Source organism: Streptomyces sp. NBC_01515 (assembly GCF_045040345.1).
In the GTDB taxonomy this organism is placed as follows: domain Bacteria; phylum Actinomycetota; class Actinomycetes; order Streptomycetales; family Streptomycetaceae; genus Streptomyces.
Genome location: NZ_CP109416.1, coordinates 7,252,570 through 7,269,228 on the forward strand (window position 1 = coordinate 7,252,570; position 16,659 = coordinate 7,269,228).

Annotated in this window: 13 protein-coding genes and 1 pseudogene; 6 read left to right on the forward strand and 8 right to left on the reverse strand. The window is 71.7% G+C overall.

Going from position 1 to position 16,659, the window contains the following annotated elements:
* Nucleotides 1-65: 65 nt before the first annotated feature.
* Complete coding sequence (locus OG407_RS33030) at nucleotides 66-2,993, reverse strand: AfsR/SARP family transcriptional regulator (RefSeq protein ID WP_405863179.1); 2,928 nt, start codon at nucleotides 2,991-2,993, stop codon at nucleotides 66-68.
* A gap of 195 nt (nucleotides 2,994-3,188) precedes the next feature.
* Here OG407_RS33030 and OG407_RS33035 point away from each other — a divergent pair, with 195 nt between their 5' ends.
* Nucleotides 3,189-4,802: a hypothetical protein gene (locus OG407_RS33035; protein ID WP_405863180.1), complete on the forward strand. Its 1,614-nt coding sequence runs from the start codon at nucleotides 3,189-3,191 to the stop codon at nucleotides 4,800-4,802.
* Nucleotides 4,803-4,885: 83 nt separating this feature from the next.
* On the opposite strand, the gene OG407_RS33040 is transcribed toward OG407_RS33035, so the two are convergent.
* Nucleotides 4,886-5,641 (reverse strand): SDR family NAD(P)-dependent oxidoreductase, encoded by a 756-nt coding sequence (locus OG407_RS33040; protein WP_405863181.1) that lies wholly within the window; start codon nucleotides 5,639-5,641, stop codon nucleotides 4,886-4,888.
* Nucleotides 5,642-5,656: 15 nt separating this feature from the next.
* Nucleotides 5,657-7,180, reverse strand: a complete 1,524-nt coding sequence (locus OG407_RS33045; protein WP_405863182.1) for an FAD-dependent monooxygenase — start codon at nucleotides 7,178-7,180, stop codon at nucleotides 5,657-5,659.
* 58 nt (nucleotides 7,181-7,238) lie between these two features.
* On the opposite strand from OG407_RS33045, the gene OG407_RS33050 reads away from it, so the two are divergent.
* The 4 genes from OG407_RS33050 (at nucleotide 7,239) to OG407_RS33065 (ending at nucleotide 10,703) form a co-directional block, all read left to right on the forward strand.
* Nucleotides 7,239-7,853: a TetR/AcrR family transcriptional regulator C-terminal domain-containing protein gene (locus OG407_RS33050; protein ID WP_405863183.1), complete on the forward strand. Its 615-nt coding sequence runs from the start codon at nucleotides 7,239-7,241 to the stop codon at nucleotides 7,851-7,853.
* A 408-nt stretch (nucleotides 7,854-8,261) separates the two neighbouring features.
* Nucleotides 8,262-8,948 carry a glycoside hydrolase family 11 protein gene (locus tag OG407_RS33055; protein WP_405863184.1) on the forward strand — a complete coding sequence of 229 codons (687 nt, stop codon included), beginning with the start codon at nucleotides 8,262-8,264 and terminating at the stop codon, nucleotides 8,946-8,948.
* Between the two features lie 38 nt (nucleotides 8,949-8,986).
* Nucleotides 8,987-9,679: a polysaccharide deacetylase family protein gene (locus tag OG407_RS33060; protein ID WP_405863185.1), complete on the forward strand. Its 693-nt coding sequence runs from the start codon at nucleotides 8,987-8,989 to the stop codon at nucleotides 9,677-9,679.
* A 232-nt stretch (nucleotides 9,680-9,911) separates the two neighbouring features.
* On the forward strand, nucleotides 9,912-10,703 hold the full coding sequence (locus OG407_RS33065; protein WP_405863186.1) for a hypothetical protein: 792 nt from the start codon (nucleotides 9,912-9,914) through the stop codon (nucleotides 10,701-10,703).
* Nucleotides 10,704-10,716: 13 nt separating this feature from the next.
* On the opposite strand, the pseudogene OG407_RS33070 reads toward OG407_RS33065, so the two are convergent.
* A pseudogene (locus OG407_RS33070) lies at nucleotides 10,717-12,094 on the reverse strand (ATP-binding protein).
* 180 nt (nucleotides 12,095-12,274) lie between these two features.
* Nucleotides 12,275-12,937 carry a response regulator transcription factor gene (locus OG407_RS33075; protein ID WP_403583961.1) on the reverse strand — a complete coding sequence of 221 codons (663 nt, stop codon included), beginning with the start codon at nucleotides 12,935-12,937 and terminating at the stop codon, nucleotides 12,275-12,277.
* Nucleotides 12,938-13,055: 118 nt separating this feature from the next.
* Between OG407_RS33075 and OG407_RS33080 the strand changes: the two genes are divergently transcribed.
* Complete coding sequence (locus tag OG407_RS33080) at nucleotides 13,056-13,889, forward strand: hypothetical protein (protein WP_405863187.1); 834 nt, start codon at nucleotides 13,056-13,058, stop codon at nucleotides 13,887-13,889.
* Here the strand turns inward: OG407_RS33080 and OG407_RS33085 are convergent.
* From OG407_RS33085 to OG407_RS33095, 3 genes are all read right to left on the reverse strand, one after another.
* Nucleotides 13,852-14,499 carry a hypothetical protein gene (locus tag OG407_RS33085; RefSeq protein ID WP_405863188.1) on the reverse strand — a complete coding sequence of 216 codons (648 nt, stop codon included), beginning with the start codon at nucleotides 14,497-14,499 and terminating at the stop codon, nucleotides 13,852-13,854. The two genes, OG407_RS33080 and OG407_RS33085, sit on opposite strands and share 38 nt — an antisense overlap.
* A gap of 41 nt (nucleotides 14,500-14,540) precedes the next feature.
* Nucleotides 14,541-15,977: an NAD(P)/FAD-dependent oxidoreductase gene (locus OG407_RS33090; RefSeq protein WP_405863189.1), complete on the reverse strand. Its 1,437-nt coding sequence runs from the start codon at nucleotides 15,975-15,977 to the stop codon at nucleotides 14,541-14,543.
* Nucleotides 15,978-16,099: 122 nt separating this feature from the next.
* Entirely contained in the window at nucleotides 16,100-16,516 is a 417-nt protein-coding gene (locus OG407_RS33095) for an SsgA family sporulation/cell division regulator (protein ID WP_403583970.1), read from the reverse strand.
* Nucleotides 16,517-16,659: the final 143 nt, after the last annotated feature.

Consider the following 16,659-nt stretch of genomic DNA (forward strand, 5'->3'; position numbering starts at 1 on the left):
GTGCAGCCTGGCCGTGTACCCGCCCCCCGGGGGCACGGCCAGGCGGTGATCGACCGGAGGCCCTGTCAGGCGGCCCGCCCCGGCACGGCCCGCCGCACGCCGGAGTGCGGCGGACCGTCCTCCAGCCGGCCGAGGCGCTCGCGGATCTTCGCGGCGTCCCGGTGGTCGAACTCCACGAAGATCGCCAGTGCCTCGCGCCAGCTGTCACGGGCGGACTCCGGTTCGCCGACGGCCAGTTGGGCGTCACCGAGGTTGCCCAGGGTGTGGCCCTCTCCCCACCGGTTGCCGATGTCCCGGTGTGTCCTGAGCGCCTGGTGGTAGTACTCGACGGCGTCGTCGTGGCGATCGAGCCGGCGATGGGCCGTGCCCAGGATGTCGAGGGTGACGCCTTCGACCCAGCGGTTGCCGTTGGCCCGCAGGAGGTCCAGCGCCCGCTCCAGGCAGCCGACGGCCTCGTCGAACCGGCCGAGCCGCTGGTAGACGTCGCCCAGGTTGCACAGGGAGATCCCCTCCCCCCAGGCGCTGCCGACGACCTGCTCGACTGCCAGCCCCCGGCGGATGTACTCGACGGCCTTGCCGAGCCGGCCGGACTGCAGATAGGTGTCGCCCAGATTGGTCACGGCCGACACTCTGGCATCGGCGTCCCCGAGCTCCCGGAAGGCGACCATCGCCAGGCGGAACTGGTCGGCGGCCTCGTCGAGCCGGCCCGAGCCGCGCAGCGCGGCGGCCAGGTCCGCGAGGCCCTGCGCCTCGCCCCAGCGGTCGTCGGCCGCGCGGGCGGCGGTCAGGCCCACCTGCGCGGTGTCCACCCAGTCGTGCGTGTGGCTGCGCAGGTAGAAGAACCCCCACAGCACGGCGGGCAGCCGCCAGGCGACACCCGGCCGACCGGACCCGGCCGCCTGGTGCACGGCGGTGACGAGGTTGGCCCGTTCGGTCTCGCACCAGTCCAGGGCCTGGTCGTGCGTCGTGAACTCCAACGGCCGGCACCGGGCCGGCAGCGGTTCGAGCGGGATCCGGCGACGCTGCGGGGTGATGTGCGGGTAGGCCGCGTCGGCGGTGTGCAGATACCAGGCGAGCAGCCGCTCCACGGCCCGCTCCCGCTCCGCCGCCGTCTCCTCGGCGCGGACGCGTTCGGCGGCGTAGACGCGCAGTAGGTCGTGCAGGGTGTAGCGGCCCGGGAAGTGTTCGGTGAGCAGGTGGGCGCGGGTGAGCTCGATGAGCAGACCGCGGGTCTCCCGCACCGGGAGCCCGGCGAGGGCGGCCGCGGCGGGCGCGGAGATGTCGGGTCCGGAGTGCAGGCCCAGCAGATGGAACATGCGCGCGGCCGGAGCGGACACCGCCTTGTACGACCAGGAGAAGACGGCCCGTACGTCGGTGGTGATGTCGTCGCCGGAGGCGAAGGCGTCGAGGCTGCCGTGGCTGTCGCGCAGTTCCCCGGCGATGGCACTCAGCGGGAAGCCGGGGTGGGCGACGGCATGGGCGGCGACGATGGCCAGCGCCAGCGGCAGCCGGGCGCACCGCGTGATGATCTCGTCCGCCGCCCGCGGTTCCGCCGCCGGCCGGGCGGCGCCGAGCCGGCGCGCCAGGAGGGCGTGCGCCTCGGCGGGCGTCAACTGGTCCAGGGTCAGCGGATGCGCCCCTTCGCCGGCGACCAGGCCGGTGAGCCGGCTGCGGCTGGTGACGATGACCAGGGAGCCGGGGGAGCCGGGCAGCAGCGGGCGGGCCTGGTCGGTGTCACGCGCGTTGTCGAGGAGGACCAGCATCCGCCGCTGCGCGAGCATGCTGCGGTACAGCGCCGTCTGGGCGTCGAGGCCGGAGGGGATCCGCATCGGGGGGACGCCGAGCGCGCCGAGGAAGGCGCGGATGGCCTCGTCCGGCGTCACGAGCGAGCCGGTCGGATCGAAGCCGCGCAGATTGACGTAGAGCTGTCCGTCGGGGAAGCGGTCGGCGACCTCGTGCGCCCAGTGCACGGCCAGGGTCGTCTTGCCGATGCCGGCCATACCGCCGATCGCGGTGATCACCACCGTGCCCGGGGCACCGCCCCGCTCGGGCAACAGGGCCCGGGCCCGGTCGAGTTCGGCGCACCGGCCGACGAACGTCGGCAGATCGGCGGGCAGTTGTGCGGGGCGGGCCGCGTGTACGACGGCCGGGGAGGCCGTTGGCACCGGGGAGTCCGGCTCCGCCTGCGGAGGTGTCCGCCCGGGCGGGCCGGGGTCCAGGGTCGCGTCGGCCGCCAGTATGCGGTCGTGCAGGTCCCGCAGCGCCGTACCGGGTTCGATGCCCAGTTCGGCCACCAGGGTGCTCCGCGTACCGCGGTAGGCGGCCAGTGCCTCGGCCTGTCTCCCGGACCGGTAGAGCGCCAGCATGAGCAGTCGGCACAGTTGCTCCCGCAGCGGGTGTCTGCCGGTCAACGAGACCAGTTCGGCGACTACCTCGCTGTGGTGGCCGCGTTCGACCTCGATGTCCAGCCAGGTCTCCAGCGTGGCCAGCCGTTCCTCGTCCAGCCGGGAGCCCTCGGACTCGGCCAGCGGGCCTGGGAGGCCTCCCAGTGCGGCCCCCTGCCAGCCGCCGAGTGCCACGCGCAGCAGTTCCGCGGCGGCGGCCGACCGCCCGGCGGCGCGCAGCTTCTTCGCCTCCGTGACGCGCCGCTCGAACACGGCGAGGTCCAGGGCGTCCGCCGGCAGGTGGACCAGGTATCCGTCTCCGACCGACACGACCACCCGTGGCGGGTCGGCCGTCGCCCGGTCCGGTTCCAGGACCTTGCGGAGGCGCGACACATAGGTCCGCAGCACGGACACGGCGGCCTGCGGCTGTTCCTCGCCCCAGACCGCGCCGAGGAGTTCGGCGAGCGCGACAGCGTGTCCCCGCCGCAACAGGAGCGCGGCCAGGACCGACCGCTGCTGTGGCGAACCGAGGTCGAGTTCCTGCTCACCGCGCCATGCACGGACCGGCCCCAGCACGGCGAAACGCAGAGATTCTTCGTAGCCGTTCACGCCCCGGACTGTACTCAAGACCCTTGCGCCACAAGGCACCTGCCGGAGTGTGGGGATTTCTGTTCGATCGATGCGGGCCCGTGACCGAGGAATTGAACCGTTCCCGTACGGCACCCGTTGCGCTGTCCGGGGACCGTCACGCCGTTCCCGACCGGGGCCGTGTCGGCCGGGAGACGTCAGAGGAGAGGAAGCGCCATGAGCCGGGGTGAAGAGACGGACGAGCCGATCGCGGGGGACGACCACGCCGTGTCCGGTGAGCCGGTGGATCTCAGCGAACCGGAATCCGCCGGGGAGCCGTCCGGGCCGGCGCCACGCCATGCGGTGGTCATCTCCGGAGACGGCTCGGCCGCCATCGACGGCGAACCCGTACTCCTGGGGGACGGGGAGGCGGTCGACGCCGCGATCCTCGACAGACTGCACGGATACGCCCGTGAGCGGAACACCACCGTGACGGCGACCATCTCCGATCCCGCCGCGGGATACGTGGCGTTCGTCGAGGTCGCTCCCGACGGTTCGAGCAGCCTCCTGGAGCAGGAGGGGCAACCGCAGGAACCGGCACAGGAGTTGGGACCCGTCCCGCCGCCACTGGGAGATGCCGGGCCCGCCGAACGGGCCGTAGGCCCGGAGCCGGATGAACCGACGGCGGATGCCGTCCCTTCCGGGGACGACGACGATCTCGACGACCCCGACACCCCCGACGACCGTGCGGACGACCGCGACGACGACCTTGACGACGACCTCGACCACGGCGATGACGACGGTGATGGTGACCGCGACGACGCCGACGACCCCTTCGACGTCGAGGCGTACACACTGGAGCAGGAGAGGCAGCGCCGGCTCGCGGGGCCGCCCCCGCCTCCGCCCTCGCCCACGGTCCGCCCGGCCTCGAAGGTTGCCCCGGGGAACGGACGGCGCCAGTCGGACGACGAGTACGCGTCGCCCGGTCTGCTCCACAAGCCCCTGGTCGTGGGGCCGATGGCCCTCGCCGTGGCCGCTCTCGTCATCGTTCCGCTGGTGATCCTGGGCAGCGGCGCGCCGGACGACGGGGGGCGCCAGAAGCAGACCGCCCGTTCCGGCGCCGAGACGAGCGGGACCCCGCTGGCCGGGGAGACGGCGCCGACCGACTCCGCGTCCGCGAGCACACTGCTCCCACCGCCCAGCGCGACGGCCACCTCACCGTCGGCCGAGCCGAAGACCTCGAAGGGCGCGAAGGCCCCGAAGAGCGGGGGCGGGACGGGAGGAGGGCCAGGAGGACTGGCGGGGGTCACCGTCACCGTGACCGCGAAGCCGCCGCGCGCCACCGTGACCGCGAAGCCCGCGCAGGACACCGCCGCCACCGCGGTGAACCGGCTCCACCGGAGCGACCCGTCCGGGCGGCACATCTGCTACCGCGCGTACCTCACCGGACAGGGCTGGCAGAAGCCCGTCTGCGACGGCACGCTGGCCGGAACGACGAGCGGGACCCATCCGATCCAGGCCCTCAACATCGCGGTGTACGGCGGTGGCGGCTCGGCCGCCAACGCCTTCGTGCACGACGCCAAGTCGACCAGTGGCCAGGGCAAGTGGGAACCGCAGTGGACGGCCGTCATGGGCAACGGCAAGAACAACTACATCGGGAGCACGAAGTCGGGCGCCCCCTACATGACGGGCTTCGCCATCAACATCGGCAGCGGGCAGCTCTGCCGGTCCGCCATCGTCCACGGCTACGACTGGGGCGGTTCGGACTGCACCCAGCCACGCCCCGGCTACATCTTCGGCGGCACCCTGGAGAACACCCGCTGGCTCGAAGCCGTCAAGCTCTGGATATGAGCGGCCGAAGCACCGCCGCGTGAGCTACGGCCCTGGGGCGCGGGGCACCGAGCAAGCGCCCCGCGCCCCAGGGCCGACCGGTCTCAGAACCCCCGCCGCGCCCCGCCGTCCACCGACACCATCACCCCGGTGACGTAGGAAGCCGCCGGCGACAGCACGAAGGCCCCCACGCGCCCGAACTCCTCCGGCGCCCCGTACCGCCCCAGCGGAATCGCCGACTCGTTGCCGGCCCGCCTGGCGCCGGGGTCGGGGGCGAGGCCGTCCAGTTCGCGCATACGGTCCGTGGCGATGCGGCCCGGGAGGACGCCTACGACGCGGATGCCGCGGGGGCCCAGTTCGTCGGCCAGGGACTTGGCGAAGCCGGCGAGGCCGGGGCGCAGGCCGTTGGAGATCGCCATGCCGGGGGCCGGTTCGTGGGTCGTGCCGGAGAGGACGAAGCCGATCACACCCCCAACTCCCAATTCCGCCGCGGCCGTTCGGGCCAGCCGTACCGCGCCCAGGAACACCGACTCGAAGGCCGCCTGCCACTGTGCGTCGGTGGTGGCCGCCACGTCGCCCGCCGGCGGGCCGCCGACGCTGACGAGGATGCCGTCGAAGGCGCCGTACAACTCCCTTGCGGTGGCGATCAGTTGGTGCGGAGCCTGCGGGTCGGAGTTGTCCACGGCGACTCCGGCCGCGTTCGGGCCCAGCTCGGCCGCCGCCTCCGCCGCGCGCTTCTCGTCGCGGCCGGTGACGAGCACCTTGGCGCCGTCGGCGACCAGTTCGCGGGCGACGGCGTAGCCCAGCCCGCGGGTGCCGCCGGTGACGACGTACACCCTGTTCTTCAGTCCGAGGTCCATGAGTCCGGTTCCTTTCTAGCGGCCGAGGGTCGTGGCGACGACCGCGTCCACCCGCGCCGCGAGCTTCGTGTCGTCCTCCTCCGTCCACGCCCAGGTGACGTGTCCGTCGGGGCGGATCAGGGCGGCGCGTACGTCCGCCCACGCGGGCCGGGTCCGGTCGGGCGCACCGGCGTGGACCGTGATCCGCTCCTGGGCGCGGTCCGCCAGCGCGCCCTCCGCCGTCAGGTCGAGCAGGACGTACGAGTCCGCCCGCAGCGCGCCGAACAGGGTGCTGTCGGTGCTGGGGAGGGGGACGTCGGGGGCGCGGGTGCCGGTCACCGGGTGGGCCGCGGGGTCGGGGCTCGGGTAGGCGACGTCGAGGGCGGTCAGGCGGCCGGCCAGTACGTCGCTGAACTCCCGTGATTCGGGGACCATCCGGCTGAGCAGGTCGCGCAGGGCGAGGCCCTCGGGCGTGAAGGCGTGGAACAGGTAGGTCTGCGCGCGGCTGTGCTCCATCAGTTGCTCCCCGACCGGGTAGCGGTCGGTGTGGTAGCTGTCCAGCAGGCCGTCCGAGGCCCAGCCGTCGATCGTCGCGGCCAGCTTCCAGCCGAGGTTGAAGGCGTCCTGGAAACCGACGTTCATGCCGACCCCGCCGGTCGGGTAGTGCTGGTGCGCGGCGTCGCCCGCGAGGACGACGCGGCCACGCCGGTAGTGGGAGGCGAGCCGGGTTGCGTTGCCGTAGCGGGAGAGCCAGGACGGGTCGCGCATGCCGAAGTCGTCACCGGCGATGTGGACGACCTTCTGCCGCAGTTCGTCCATCGTGAGGTCGCCGGGCCATTCGCCGGTCTCGCTGTCGGGGCTGGTCCCGGCGATGCGCCAGCGGTTGTCGGGCAACGGCACGATCATCAGGCCGCCGCGCTCGGTGAAGCGGTTGAAGCCGGGCGCCGGCGGGTTGTCGAACAGGACGTCGCCGAGCCAGCCGAGATAGCGCGACTCCGTGCCGGGGAACTCGATCCCGGCCGCCTCGCGCACGGTGCTCCGCGTGCCGTCGCAGCCCGCGACGTACTCCGCCTCGATCTCGTACGGCCCCTGCGGACCCTCGACCCGGACGGTCACCGAGTCCGCGTGCTCGGTGAAGCCGGTGACGCGATGCCCGCGCCGGATCGTCGCGCCGAGCCCGCGGGCGTACTCCTCGAAGAGCGCCTCCGTGCGGGCCTGGGGGATGAAGAGGGTGTACGGGAACGGGGTGTCCATGACGGAGAAGTCGAGCCGGTTGGACAGGTTCGCGAAGTGGCCGGTGGAGATCTTCAGGCTCTCGTCGAGGAACCGCCGGTGGATGCCGCGCGAGGCCAGCACCTCGACGCCGCGCGGGTGCACGGTGAGCGCCTTGGAGCGGTTGTCGATCTCCGTGCGGAGTTCCAGGACGATGACGGAGATGCCGTTCAGCCGGAGTTCGGCGGCCAGCCAGAGGCCGACGGGGCCGCCTCCGGAGATGACGACCTGCGCTGTCTCCGCCCGCTGCGCTCCCGCCCGCCCTGTCCCCACCTGCTGCGCTGCCATGAGATCACCCATTTCTTGGTCGCTGACCTAGAGTCTTCGGGTGAAGTAAACTAGGTCAGTGACCAACAAGCAACAGAGCGACCGACTGGATCCGGCCACGGTGATCCGCGCAGGGCTCGACCTCCTCGACGAGAAGGGCCTGGACGCGGTGTCCACGCGCGCGGTCGCCGACCGGCTCGGCGTGCGGATCAACACCGTGCAGTGGCATGTGAAGACCAAGGCCCGGATGCTGGACCTGATGGCGGACGCCGTACTTGGCGAGATTCCGCTCACCGATCTCCCGGACGTCCCCGCCGAACGGGCCCGCGAACTCGCCCGCCGGTTCCGCCGCGCCCTGCTCTCCCATCGCGACGGCGCGGCACTCGTCGTCGGCACCTACGCGGCCGAGCCCATGACCCTGGCCTTCGCGGAGGCTCTGGTCGAGGCGCTGCTCGCGTGCGGCCTGGGCGACCGCGAGGCCGCGTGGACCTCGTGGGCCGTCGTCTACTTCGCGCTGGGTCTCACCCAGGAGGAACAGGCCGTGGACCACCGGCCGTTGGGCGACATCCTGGCGCGCGCGATCTCGGAGACGACCCATCCCGCGCTCCACCGGGTGGCCGGGCACCTCGCCCCGGCGTCGTTCGAGGAGCGGTACGAGTTCGGGGTGACGGCACTGCTTGCCGGGCGGCGATGAGCAGCCGTGGCGAAAACCCTGCCGCGCGGACGGGTCGGCGGCGGGCGCCGTACCGCAGGGGTGCGTACAGCGCAGGGCGTCGTACGTGCGGGCCGGCTGGAGCCGGGTGCGACCCAGGTAACGGCGGCGGGACCGGCGGGATGGCGGTTCGCATGATCGGGGGATTCTTCGAAACATTCGGGCGAAAACATTCGATGGTCGGATCTTGATCGTCGACGACCTGTGAGCGACCTCCTGGCGTGAATCGTTCAATTGTGCCTATGAGCTGCGGAGTTCGGTAGAGCGATACGTGTTGGCGAGCCTCGAATATTTCGCACTCGTAACCGAAACTATTGACAGTTGACAGGGCCAGACCAACACTGACGCCGTCGTGACCGTGATGTGCGAGGACGAGGAGGAAGCACCCGCATGAACAAAGCACCCGCACCCCCACTCCGGCCCTTCAGGCTGTTCGTCAGCGGCGTCTGCACCCTGCTGCTGGCACTCCTGGCGGCGATGACCCTGCCCGGCACCGCCAGTGCCGCCACGGTCGTCACCACGAACCAGACCGGCACCAACAACGGCTACTACTACTCGTTCTGGACCGACTCCCAGGGGTCCGTGTCCATGAACCTCGGCTCCGGCGGCAACTACGGCACCACGTGGCGCAACACCGGCAACTTCGTCGCGGGCAAGGGCTGGAGCACCGGCGCCCGCCGGAACGTGACGTACTCGGGCACCTTCAACCCGTCCGGCAACGGCTACCTGTCGCTGTACGGATGGACGTCGAACCCGCTCGTCGAGTACTACATCGTCGACAACTGGGGCACCTACCGGCCCACGGGCACGTACAAGGGCACGGTCACCAGTGACGGCGGCACGTACGACATCTACAAGACCACGCGCTACAACGCCCCCTCCGTGGAAGGCACGAAGACCTTCGACCAGTACTGGAGCGTCCGGCAGACGAAGCGCACCGGCGGCACCATCACCACCGGCAACCACTTCGACGCCTGGGCCCGCGCCGGAATGCCGCTCGGCAGCTTCAGCTACTACATGATCCTCGCGACCGAGGGCTACCAGAGCAGCGGGAACTCCAACATCACGGTGGGCTGACCACCTTCCGACTCCCCCCACTGGAGGGACCACTTCACATGAAACCCAGCGCCTTACGATCCCTACGATCCCTGGTCGCCACGCCGGCCGTCATCGCCCTGGCCGCCGCGGGCACCCTCGCCGCCGGTGTCAACACCCCTGCTCAGGCAGCCACTTGCGGCGGCTACGTCGGCCTCACCTTCGACGACGGCCCGTCCGGCAACACCCCCACCCTGCTCAACTCGCTGAAGCAGAACGGTCTCCGGGCCACGACGTTCAACGAGGGCCAGTACGCGGTCGCGTACCCGGCGCAGGTCAGGGCTGAGGTCGCCGCCGGTATGTGGGTCGGCAACCACAGCTACACCCACCCGCACCTGACCCAGCAGACCCAGGCGACGGTCGACTCGGAGATCTCCCGGACCCAGCAGGCCATCGCGGCCGCGGGCGGCGGCACCCCCAGGCTCTTCCGCCCGCCGTACGGCGAGACCAACGCGACGGTGAAGGCCGTAGAGGCCAAGTACGGTCTGAAAGAGATCATTTGGGACGTCGACTCGCAGGACTGGAACGGCGCGAGCACCGACGCGATCGTCGCGGCGGCAGCCCGGCTCACCAACGGCCAGATCATCCTCATGCACGACTGGCCCGCCAACACGGTCGCGGCGATCCCGCGCATCGCGCAGGGCCTGGCCGCCCGCAACCTGTGCGCCGGGATGATCTCCCCGACGACGGGCCGCGCCGTCGCTCCCGGATAGGTCCGCAGCGGCGACGGCGAGTTCCGTCAGGAACACCGTCCACGCGGCGCGGCGGCCTTCGCTGTCGCGCCGCGTGTAGCACTCAACACACGCCCCTGACCGGCGCGTCGGCCACCGCTTTCAGGTTGTGTTCAGGCTCGGCGGGGCCTTGGGCAACTCATGCACCGGAAGCCCCAAAGCTCTGGCAAAGGGGTCTGGGGCAACCCTCGGACAGCGTGCCATCGTGCCTGTCATGACGACTGATCACCTCACTCACGACCGGCCCTCGCGCCGCATCCGGCACGCGGCGAGCAAGGTGCCGGAGGTGACCGTCTACTTCTGGATCATCAAGGTGCTGACGACGGGCATGGGGGAGACGGCCTCCGACTTCCTGGCCCACGCGTTCGGCCCGATCCCCGCCGTCGGCCTGGGCGGCATCGCCCTGGTGGCCGCGCTGGCGGCGCAGTTCGCCGTGCGGCGGTACGTGGCCTGGGTCTACTGGACGGCGATCGTCATGGTCAGCGTGTTCGGCACGATGGCCGCCGACGTCCTGCACGTCGGCCTCGGTGTGCCGTACGCGCTCTCGACACCGTTCTTCATGGTCGTCCTGGCCGCCGTCTTCACCCTCTGGTACCGCCGCGAGGGCACCCTGTCGATCCACAGCATCCACACCCGGCGCCGCGAGGCCTTCTACTGGGCCGCCGTGCTCGCCACCTTCGCGCTGGGCACGGCCTGCGGGGACCTCACCGCCACGATCGGCCTCGGCTACCTGGGCTCCGCCGTCCTGTACGGCGCGGCGATCGCGGTGCCGGCACTCGCGCACCGGTGGGGCAAGCTGAACGCGGTGGCCGCGTTCTGGGCGGCGTACGTCCTCACCCGCCCGCTCGGCGCGTCGGTCGCCGACTGGATGGCCGTCGGCCACCAACGGGGCGGTCTCGCCTGGGGACTTGGTCCGGTCACCCTGTCCTGGACGGTGGCCATCCTCGGCTTCGTCGGCTATCTGGCCGTCTCCCGCAAGGACATCCGGCACGACGCCGTGGCGTGAGCGCGCGGCGCGGTCATCCGGCGGGCAGCTCGACCACGAACCGCGCGCCGGGGGCGTGCCCGGCGTCGTACGTCACCTCACCGCCGACGGAACGGGCCAGGCGGCGCGCCAACGGCAGCCCGAGGCCCGCGCCGCCGTGGCCGTCGCCGGGATCCGCGCGACGGCCGGGCTCGAAGAGCCGTCCGGCGAACGGGGGCGGTACGCCGGGGCCGTCGTCCGTGACATCGAGGCGTAGGCCGTCGGGGGCGCGGTACGCGCGGACGGTGACGACGGACGCGGCGTAGCGGCAGGCGTTGCCGAGGAGTGGGCTGACGATGCGTTCGAGAAGGGCGGGTGCCACGCCGGCCACGAGGTGCGGTCCGACCACGGTGATCCTCAAGTGCCCGGGTCCGTAAGGGGCTTCAGTCAGGCCGCGCAGTACGGGCAGGACCTCGGCCGTGCCCGGCGCGGTGAGGGTGCCGTCGCGGGCGTCGTCCAGAAGGGTGTCGCAGATGGCGCGCATCGACTCGGCGGCGTCCGCGATGACCTGGTGGGTGGCACGGGTCTGACCGGCCGTGCGGGGGCGGGCCCGCCACCAGTCGAGCTCGGCGATGATCCGGCTCAACGGCGTGCGCAGCTCGTGCGAGAGCTCGCCGGTGAGCTGGCGTTCGTGGCGCAGAAGAGTGCGGATGCGGTCCAGCAGGGCGTCCAACGACCCGCCGAGCCGGGCTAGTTCGGCCGGATGCCGCATGCTGTCGAACCGTTCCTCGGAGGCGGTCGCGCTCCACTGGGTGGCCTGGTCGGTCATCGCACGGACGGGGCGCAGCGCGCGGCCGACGGCCAGCCGGGTCAGGGCGTAGGTGCAGGCGAGCATGACGACGTCCAGCGCGAGCGATCCCAGGAGCAGGGTGTCGGCCGAACTCCGGTAGGGGGAGAGGTCCAGCGCGGTGACCACCGTGGCCCGGCCGCCGGCTCCGGGCCGGGTGGGAGCACAGACGGAGCGGGCGACGGACCGTGGCGGTCACGCACCGCTGTCCGCCCCGCACGGCGAGCGCGTCGGCGACGCGGGTCAACGGGCCTGCGGCCGGCGGCTGTTCGAGCAGGCGCCGCCCGGAGTAGATCCACACGTTGGCGTCGAGGAGGTCGTCGTGGGACGTCTCCAGCACCCGCACCGTCGCACCGCTGGTGTCGACGGTCGTCGCGACGGCGGCGGCCCGGGCGCGCAGCTCGTCGTCCGCCTGATGCCGAAGCCGATGCCCGGCAACGGAGTTGAACGCCACGGTGAGCACCAGCATCAGCAACGCGGCCGTGAACAACGCCACGAGGGAGAGCCGGCCACGGAGAGTGCGGGGCGGGAGGTGACGGAGGGCGGTGGTGGGGGTGGCTTGGGGTCGGTGGCGAGGGTTGCTCATGACGGGTGGCTGCCGATCGTGAGGAGCGTGCGGGGCGGCAGATGGCGGAGGGCGGCGCTCATGGGGGCCCGCAGCCGGTGTCGGGCCTCGCTCATGACGGCGGCGCCGATCCCCCGGCGCGCCACGCGGGAACCGAACGATCCCGGACGACGTAGCCCGCAGCCCGTGCGCGAACCCCGTTCATGACAGCCGGTGTCCGACCCCGCGGGCCGTGGCGATTGTCCGGGTGCTGCTCGCCTCGCGGAGTTTGCGGCGCAGGCGGGTCAGGTACTGGTCGAGGGTGTTGTCGTGAACCCGGGCGCCTTCGGGCCAGCCCGCGCGGACCAGTTCGCGGCGGCTGACGATGCCGCCGGAGGCCGCCATGAGCGTGGCCAGGAGCCGGAACTCGGTCGGTGTCAGGTCGACCCGGGTGTCCCGGACGTCGACCGTGTGCCGGACGGCGTCCAGCACCAGGTCTCCCGCCGTGGCGGCCGGCGCCGGCGCCGCCCGCTTGAGGGCCGCCCGCAGCCGGGCCGCGAGTTCGGCGAGGTGGAACGGCTTGGGCAGATAGTCGTCGCCCCCGGCCGAGAACGCGGACAGCCGGTCGGGCAGCCGGTGATGCGCGCTGAGGAAGATGACCGGGGAGAGGAACCCGTTCGCCCGCATCGCCTGGCACACGTCCCGCCCGTCCGCGTCGGGCAGCCCGATGTCGAGCACGGCGGCGGAGACACCGGCGGTGGCCAGCCGCAGGGCGGTGGCGCCGTCCGGCGCGGGGACGGTGTCGTAGTCCTCGTCGCGCAGTCCGCGCATCAGCACGTCCCGCAGGGCGTGATCGTCCTCGACGACCAGGATCGTCCGGCGCATGGTCCTCCCTGACTACAATCCTGTAGACGGTCTACGGAACTGTAGACGATGCCGGGGCGGGAGCGCGCCGCTCGGCAGTCAGGAAGCGTTCAGGTGTCCGATGACACGGTCGGGCCTCATGACGTACGAGACATCCGAGACATCCGAGACCTCTGCGCCCGGCACGACCGGCGTCGCACATCCGTCGCGCTGGAACAAGGTGCCCGAGGTCACCGCCTACTTCTGGATCATCAAGGTGCTGTGCACGACCGTCGGCGAGACCGCGGCCGACCTGCTGAACGAGAAGGCCGGCCTGGGCCTGACCGGTGTGTCGGTGCTGATGAGCGGGCTGCTGGCGGTCGTGCTGGTGGTCCAGTTCCGTACGACCGCCTACCGCGCCGGCGTCTACTGGCTCGCCGTGGCGCTGATCAGCGTCGTGGGGACGCTCATCAGCGACAACCTGACCGACAACATGGGCGTACCGCTGGAGACGAGCACCGCGGTGTTCGCCGTCGCCCTCGTGGCCGTGTTCGTGGTCTGGTACCGGCGCGAGGGGACGCTGTCCATCCACAGCGTCGACACCACCGGCCGCGAGGCCTACTACTGGCTCGCCGTGCTGTTCACCTTCGCACTGGGCACCGCCGCCGGCGACCTCGTCTCCGAGCGCATGAACCTCGGCTACTGGCTCTCCGCGATCCTGTTCGCCCTGGCCATCGGGGCGGTCGCGGTCGCCCACTTCGCCCTCGGCCTGGACGCGGTGCGCGGCTTCTGGATCGCCTACGTCCTCACCCGCCCGCTGGGTGCCTCGATCGGCGACTATCTCTCCCAGCCGACCGGCGACGGCGGCCTCGGCTTCGGCACCGTCGTCACGAGCGTGCTGTTCCTGGCGGTCATCCTGGGCCTGGTGGTGTACCTCGCGGTGACCCGCAGGGACGTCATCGACCGCGCGGGTGCCGCTCGACGGACGGCCTGAGCGCCGCCGCGATCGCCGGGGTCACGGGGTGGCCGGCGAGGACGTGGCGGACGGCGTCGAGCGGGACGGGGCGTTCGTAATAGTCCGCGAAGTGGGCCTGGACGGCTTCCGGGGAGCGGTCGGTGAGGAGATGGAAGAGGAAGCCGGAGCCGTCCGGGCTCTCGTGACCCGCGGGGAAGTCGATGGCCGAGCCGGTGCGCCACGCGGTGTCACCGGTCTCGCGCCACAGGCAGACGGTGACGCGAGTGAAGTCGAGGCCTTCGTCGCGGAAGGCGGGGTCGTCCAGCAACGGACGCAGCGCGGCGGGTACTTCGTCGACGACACCGGGCCAGACCTCCTCGTCGTCCGTCCCGTACGGGCTCATCGCCGACTCGTGGTCGAAGCCGCGGATGAGCACGCCGGCCGGGGTGAAGTGGACGGAGAAGTCGTCCCCCGAGCCGTTGTCCATCAGGGCCGCCTCCTGGTCCGGGCCCCAGTCGGCGTCGAGGGTGTACGCGCAGAACTGCGGATCGTCGCCGATCGTCGAGTCCAGGACCGCCAACGCCCGCAGATGGACGCGGAGTTCGGCGGGGTCGGGGAGGAGGGCGGCGGCCTCGTACACGGTGGTCATGACCACATGGAAGCAGCCGCCACTGACAACCCCGGCGGGCGCTACTCGGCAATCCCGGGCAACGAGATCCCCGCCTCGGCCAGCAACCCCCGCTCCCCAACCGTGAACGTAGGCCCGTCGAGCTGCGGTCGCAGTGGCCCAACTACCGCCGCCGCAAGGACACTTGGCCGGAGCAGCGCCGTGCCGGGCGACTGAAGAGTCAGTACTTCCGTCATCGCGGTCGCCACGCGGTACGAGCCCGTCGCGGTGTGGGACAGCCGGCTGACGTACCGCTGAAGGAGGCGGTCGAGGGTGCCGGCGCTCCGGCCCTTCGTCGTCTCGTAGTGGATGTCCTGGCCCACGGCGAGACTCCAGGCGAGTTCGACAGGCTTCGAGATGGCCCGTTGTGCCTTGCGGGAGAGGCCGTTGGCGAGGCCGAGGGACGCCAGTTGGGAGCGCAGCGCCACGGCGCCGAGGGCCGCCACCGACATGCCGTGGCCGTAGATCGGGTTGAACGCGGCGACCGAGTCGCCCAGGGCGATCAGGCCTTCCGGCCAGGACTTCAGGCGCTCGTAGTAGGAGCGGCGGTTGACCGTGCTGTGGGTCAGGGCCACGTCGGTGAGCGGCTCGGCGTGGGACAGGAGGTCGGCGACGACCGGGTGGCGGAGGGTGCGTGCGTACGGCTCGAACTCGGCCGCCTCGCGGGTGGGTTGGGCGCCCGGGGTGCCGATCAGGCTGACGTGCCAGCGGCCGTCCTCGATCGGGACGATGCCGCCCGTCCGGCCGGGTTCGCCCCGCCGCGGGTCGGCCTGGACGCTGATCACGGGCCAGTCGCGGGTGGAGACCGGGGCGCGGTAGATGCGGCTGGCGTACGCGATGCCGGAGTCGATGCTGTCCCGGGCCGGGCCCGGGATGCCCAACTCGCCCAGCCAGGCCGGAGTTTGGGATCCCCTCCCGGACGCGTCGATGACCAGGTCCGCGGTCAGATCGGTCTCCGTGCCGTCCGCCGCGCGCAGCCGTACGCCGGTGACGCGGTGCGAACTCCCCAGCAGGGCCGTGACTTTGGTGTGCGGGCGGACGCTGACGCGCGGGTCCTTCAGCACCTGCCTGCGGACGACGGAGTCCGTGAGGTCGCGGCTCGCGGTGATCAGATAGTGGCTGTCACGCTGCCAACGGCGGTACCAGCCCTCGGGCGAGTAGATCAGCATGTTCGTCGTCATGGGCACCCGGTTGGCGCCCGCGCACAGCAACTCCTTGAGCGTGCCCGGCAGCAGGTCCTCGATCGCGTCGGCCCCACCGGACAACAGGACGTGGAAATGGGCCGCTTGGGGAACGCCCGGGCGTGCCTCGGGTCCCTCGGGCAGGTCGTGCGCCTCGATGATCTCGACGGTGTCGACGGAGTCCTTCACCGCGGCGGCGGCGAGCATGCCGGCGAGGCTGCCTCCGACGACGACGGCACGGGTGGACAACCGGGTTGTCCTGTGCGGCGATTCGCTCATGGGGGCTGCTTTCTCCAGACGGGCACCGTTCGTGCGTGGCAGAGGTACCGGCGAACCGGATCACATCAAGAGGCCTCGCAGAATATGCCAATCGCAAGGCGACCGAAACGGGGCCGTCGCCCTCACGCGCCGTCGAGCAGCGAGGCGAGCCCCCGGTCGAGGGACGGTTCCAGGGCCTCCCGGCCCGGCTCGGTCACCCGGTACGTGCGGCGCAGGAAGTGGTGCAGGGCGACCGAGTCGAAGCGGATCATCGCGATGCCCTCCGCCGAGTGGAACTCAACGGCCGTGTGGGCAGGGCCGTATGGCCGGATGTGCACGTTGCCCATCCCGGCGGGGGTGGCGAGACCCTCCTCAAGGAGCGCCCGCGCGAAGGTCCACGTCACCTTCTTGCCGTCGAGCGATATCCAGGCGGGGAACAGGAGTTGGACGGCGAAGGGGTCGCCGGAGGAGTAGCGGAGGGTGACCGTGACGGCCAGCTCCTGGTCGTCGTCGGCGATCAGGCGGGCGCTGGTGGGCTGTTCCAGGGTGACGTGGCGCATGGGCGGTCTCCGATTCGGCTGGGGCGGCGGCCGGTTGTGCCGACTCACCCTCCTTGAGCGCGCGGAGGGGCGCTTGATTACGCCGTGACGGAAGATGGTTGATGTGATCTGGGTCACCTTCCGTTCTTGCTGCAACTTTAGTT

Excerpts from the sequence above, each read along its gene's own strand:
- OG407_RS33035 (WP_405863180.1), top strand. The coding sequence starts at position 3,189 with ATGAGCCGGGGTGAAGAGACGGACGAGCCGATCGCGGGGGACGACCAC.
- OG407_RS33040 (WP_405863181.1), bottom strand. The coding sequence starts at position 5,641 with ATGGACCTCGGACTGAAGAACAGGGTGTACGTCGTCACCGGCGGCACC.
- OG407_RS33045 (WP_405863182.1), bottom strand. The coding sequence starts at position 7,180 with ATGGCAGCGCAGCAGGTGGGGACAGGGCGGGCGGGAGCGCAGCGGGCG.
- OG407_RS33055 (WP_405863184.1), top strand. The coding sequence starts at position 8,262 with ATGAACAAAGCACCCGCACCCCCACTCCGGCCCTTCAGGCTGTTCGTC.
- OG407_RS33060 (WP_405863185.1), top strand. The coding sequence starts at position 8,987 with ATGAAACCCAGCGCCTTACGATCCCTACGATCCCTGGTCGCCACGCCG.
- OG407_RS33065 (WP_405863186.1), top strand. The coding sequence starts at position 9,912 with ATGACGACTGATCACCTCACTCACGACCGGCCCTCGCGCCGCATCCGG.
- OG407_RS33075 (WP_403583961.1), bottom strand. The coding sequence starts at position 12,937 with ATGCGCCGGACGATCCTGGTCGTCGAGGACGATCACGCCCTGCGGGAC.
- OG407_RS33080 (WP_405863187.1), top strand. The coding sequence starts at position 13,056 with ATGACGTACGAGACATCCGAGACATCCGAGACCTCTGCGCCCGGCACG.
- OG407_RS33085 (WP_405863188.1), bottom strand. The coding sequence starts at position 14,499 with ATGACCACCGTGTACGAGGCCGCCGCCCTCCTCCCCGACCCCGCCGAA.
- OG407_RS33090 (WP_405863189.1), bottom strand. The coding sequence starts at position 15,977 with ATGAGCGAATCGCCGCACAGGACAACCCGGTTGTCCACCCGTGCCGTC.
- OG407_RS33095 (WP_403583970.1), bottom strand. The coding sequence starts at position 16,516 with ATGCGCCACGTCACCCTGGAACAGCCCACCAGCGCCCGCCTGATCGCC.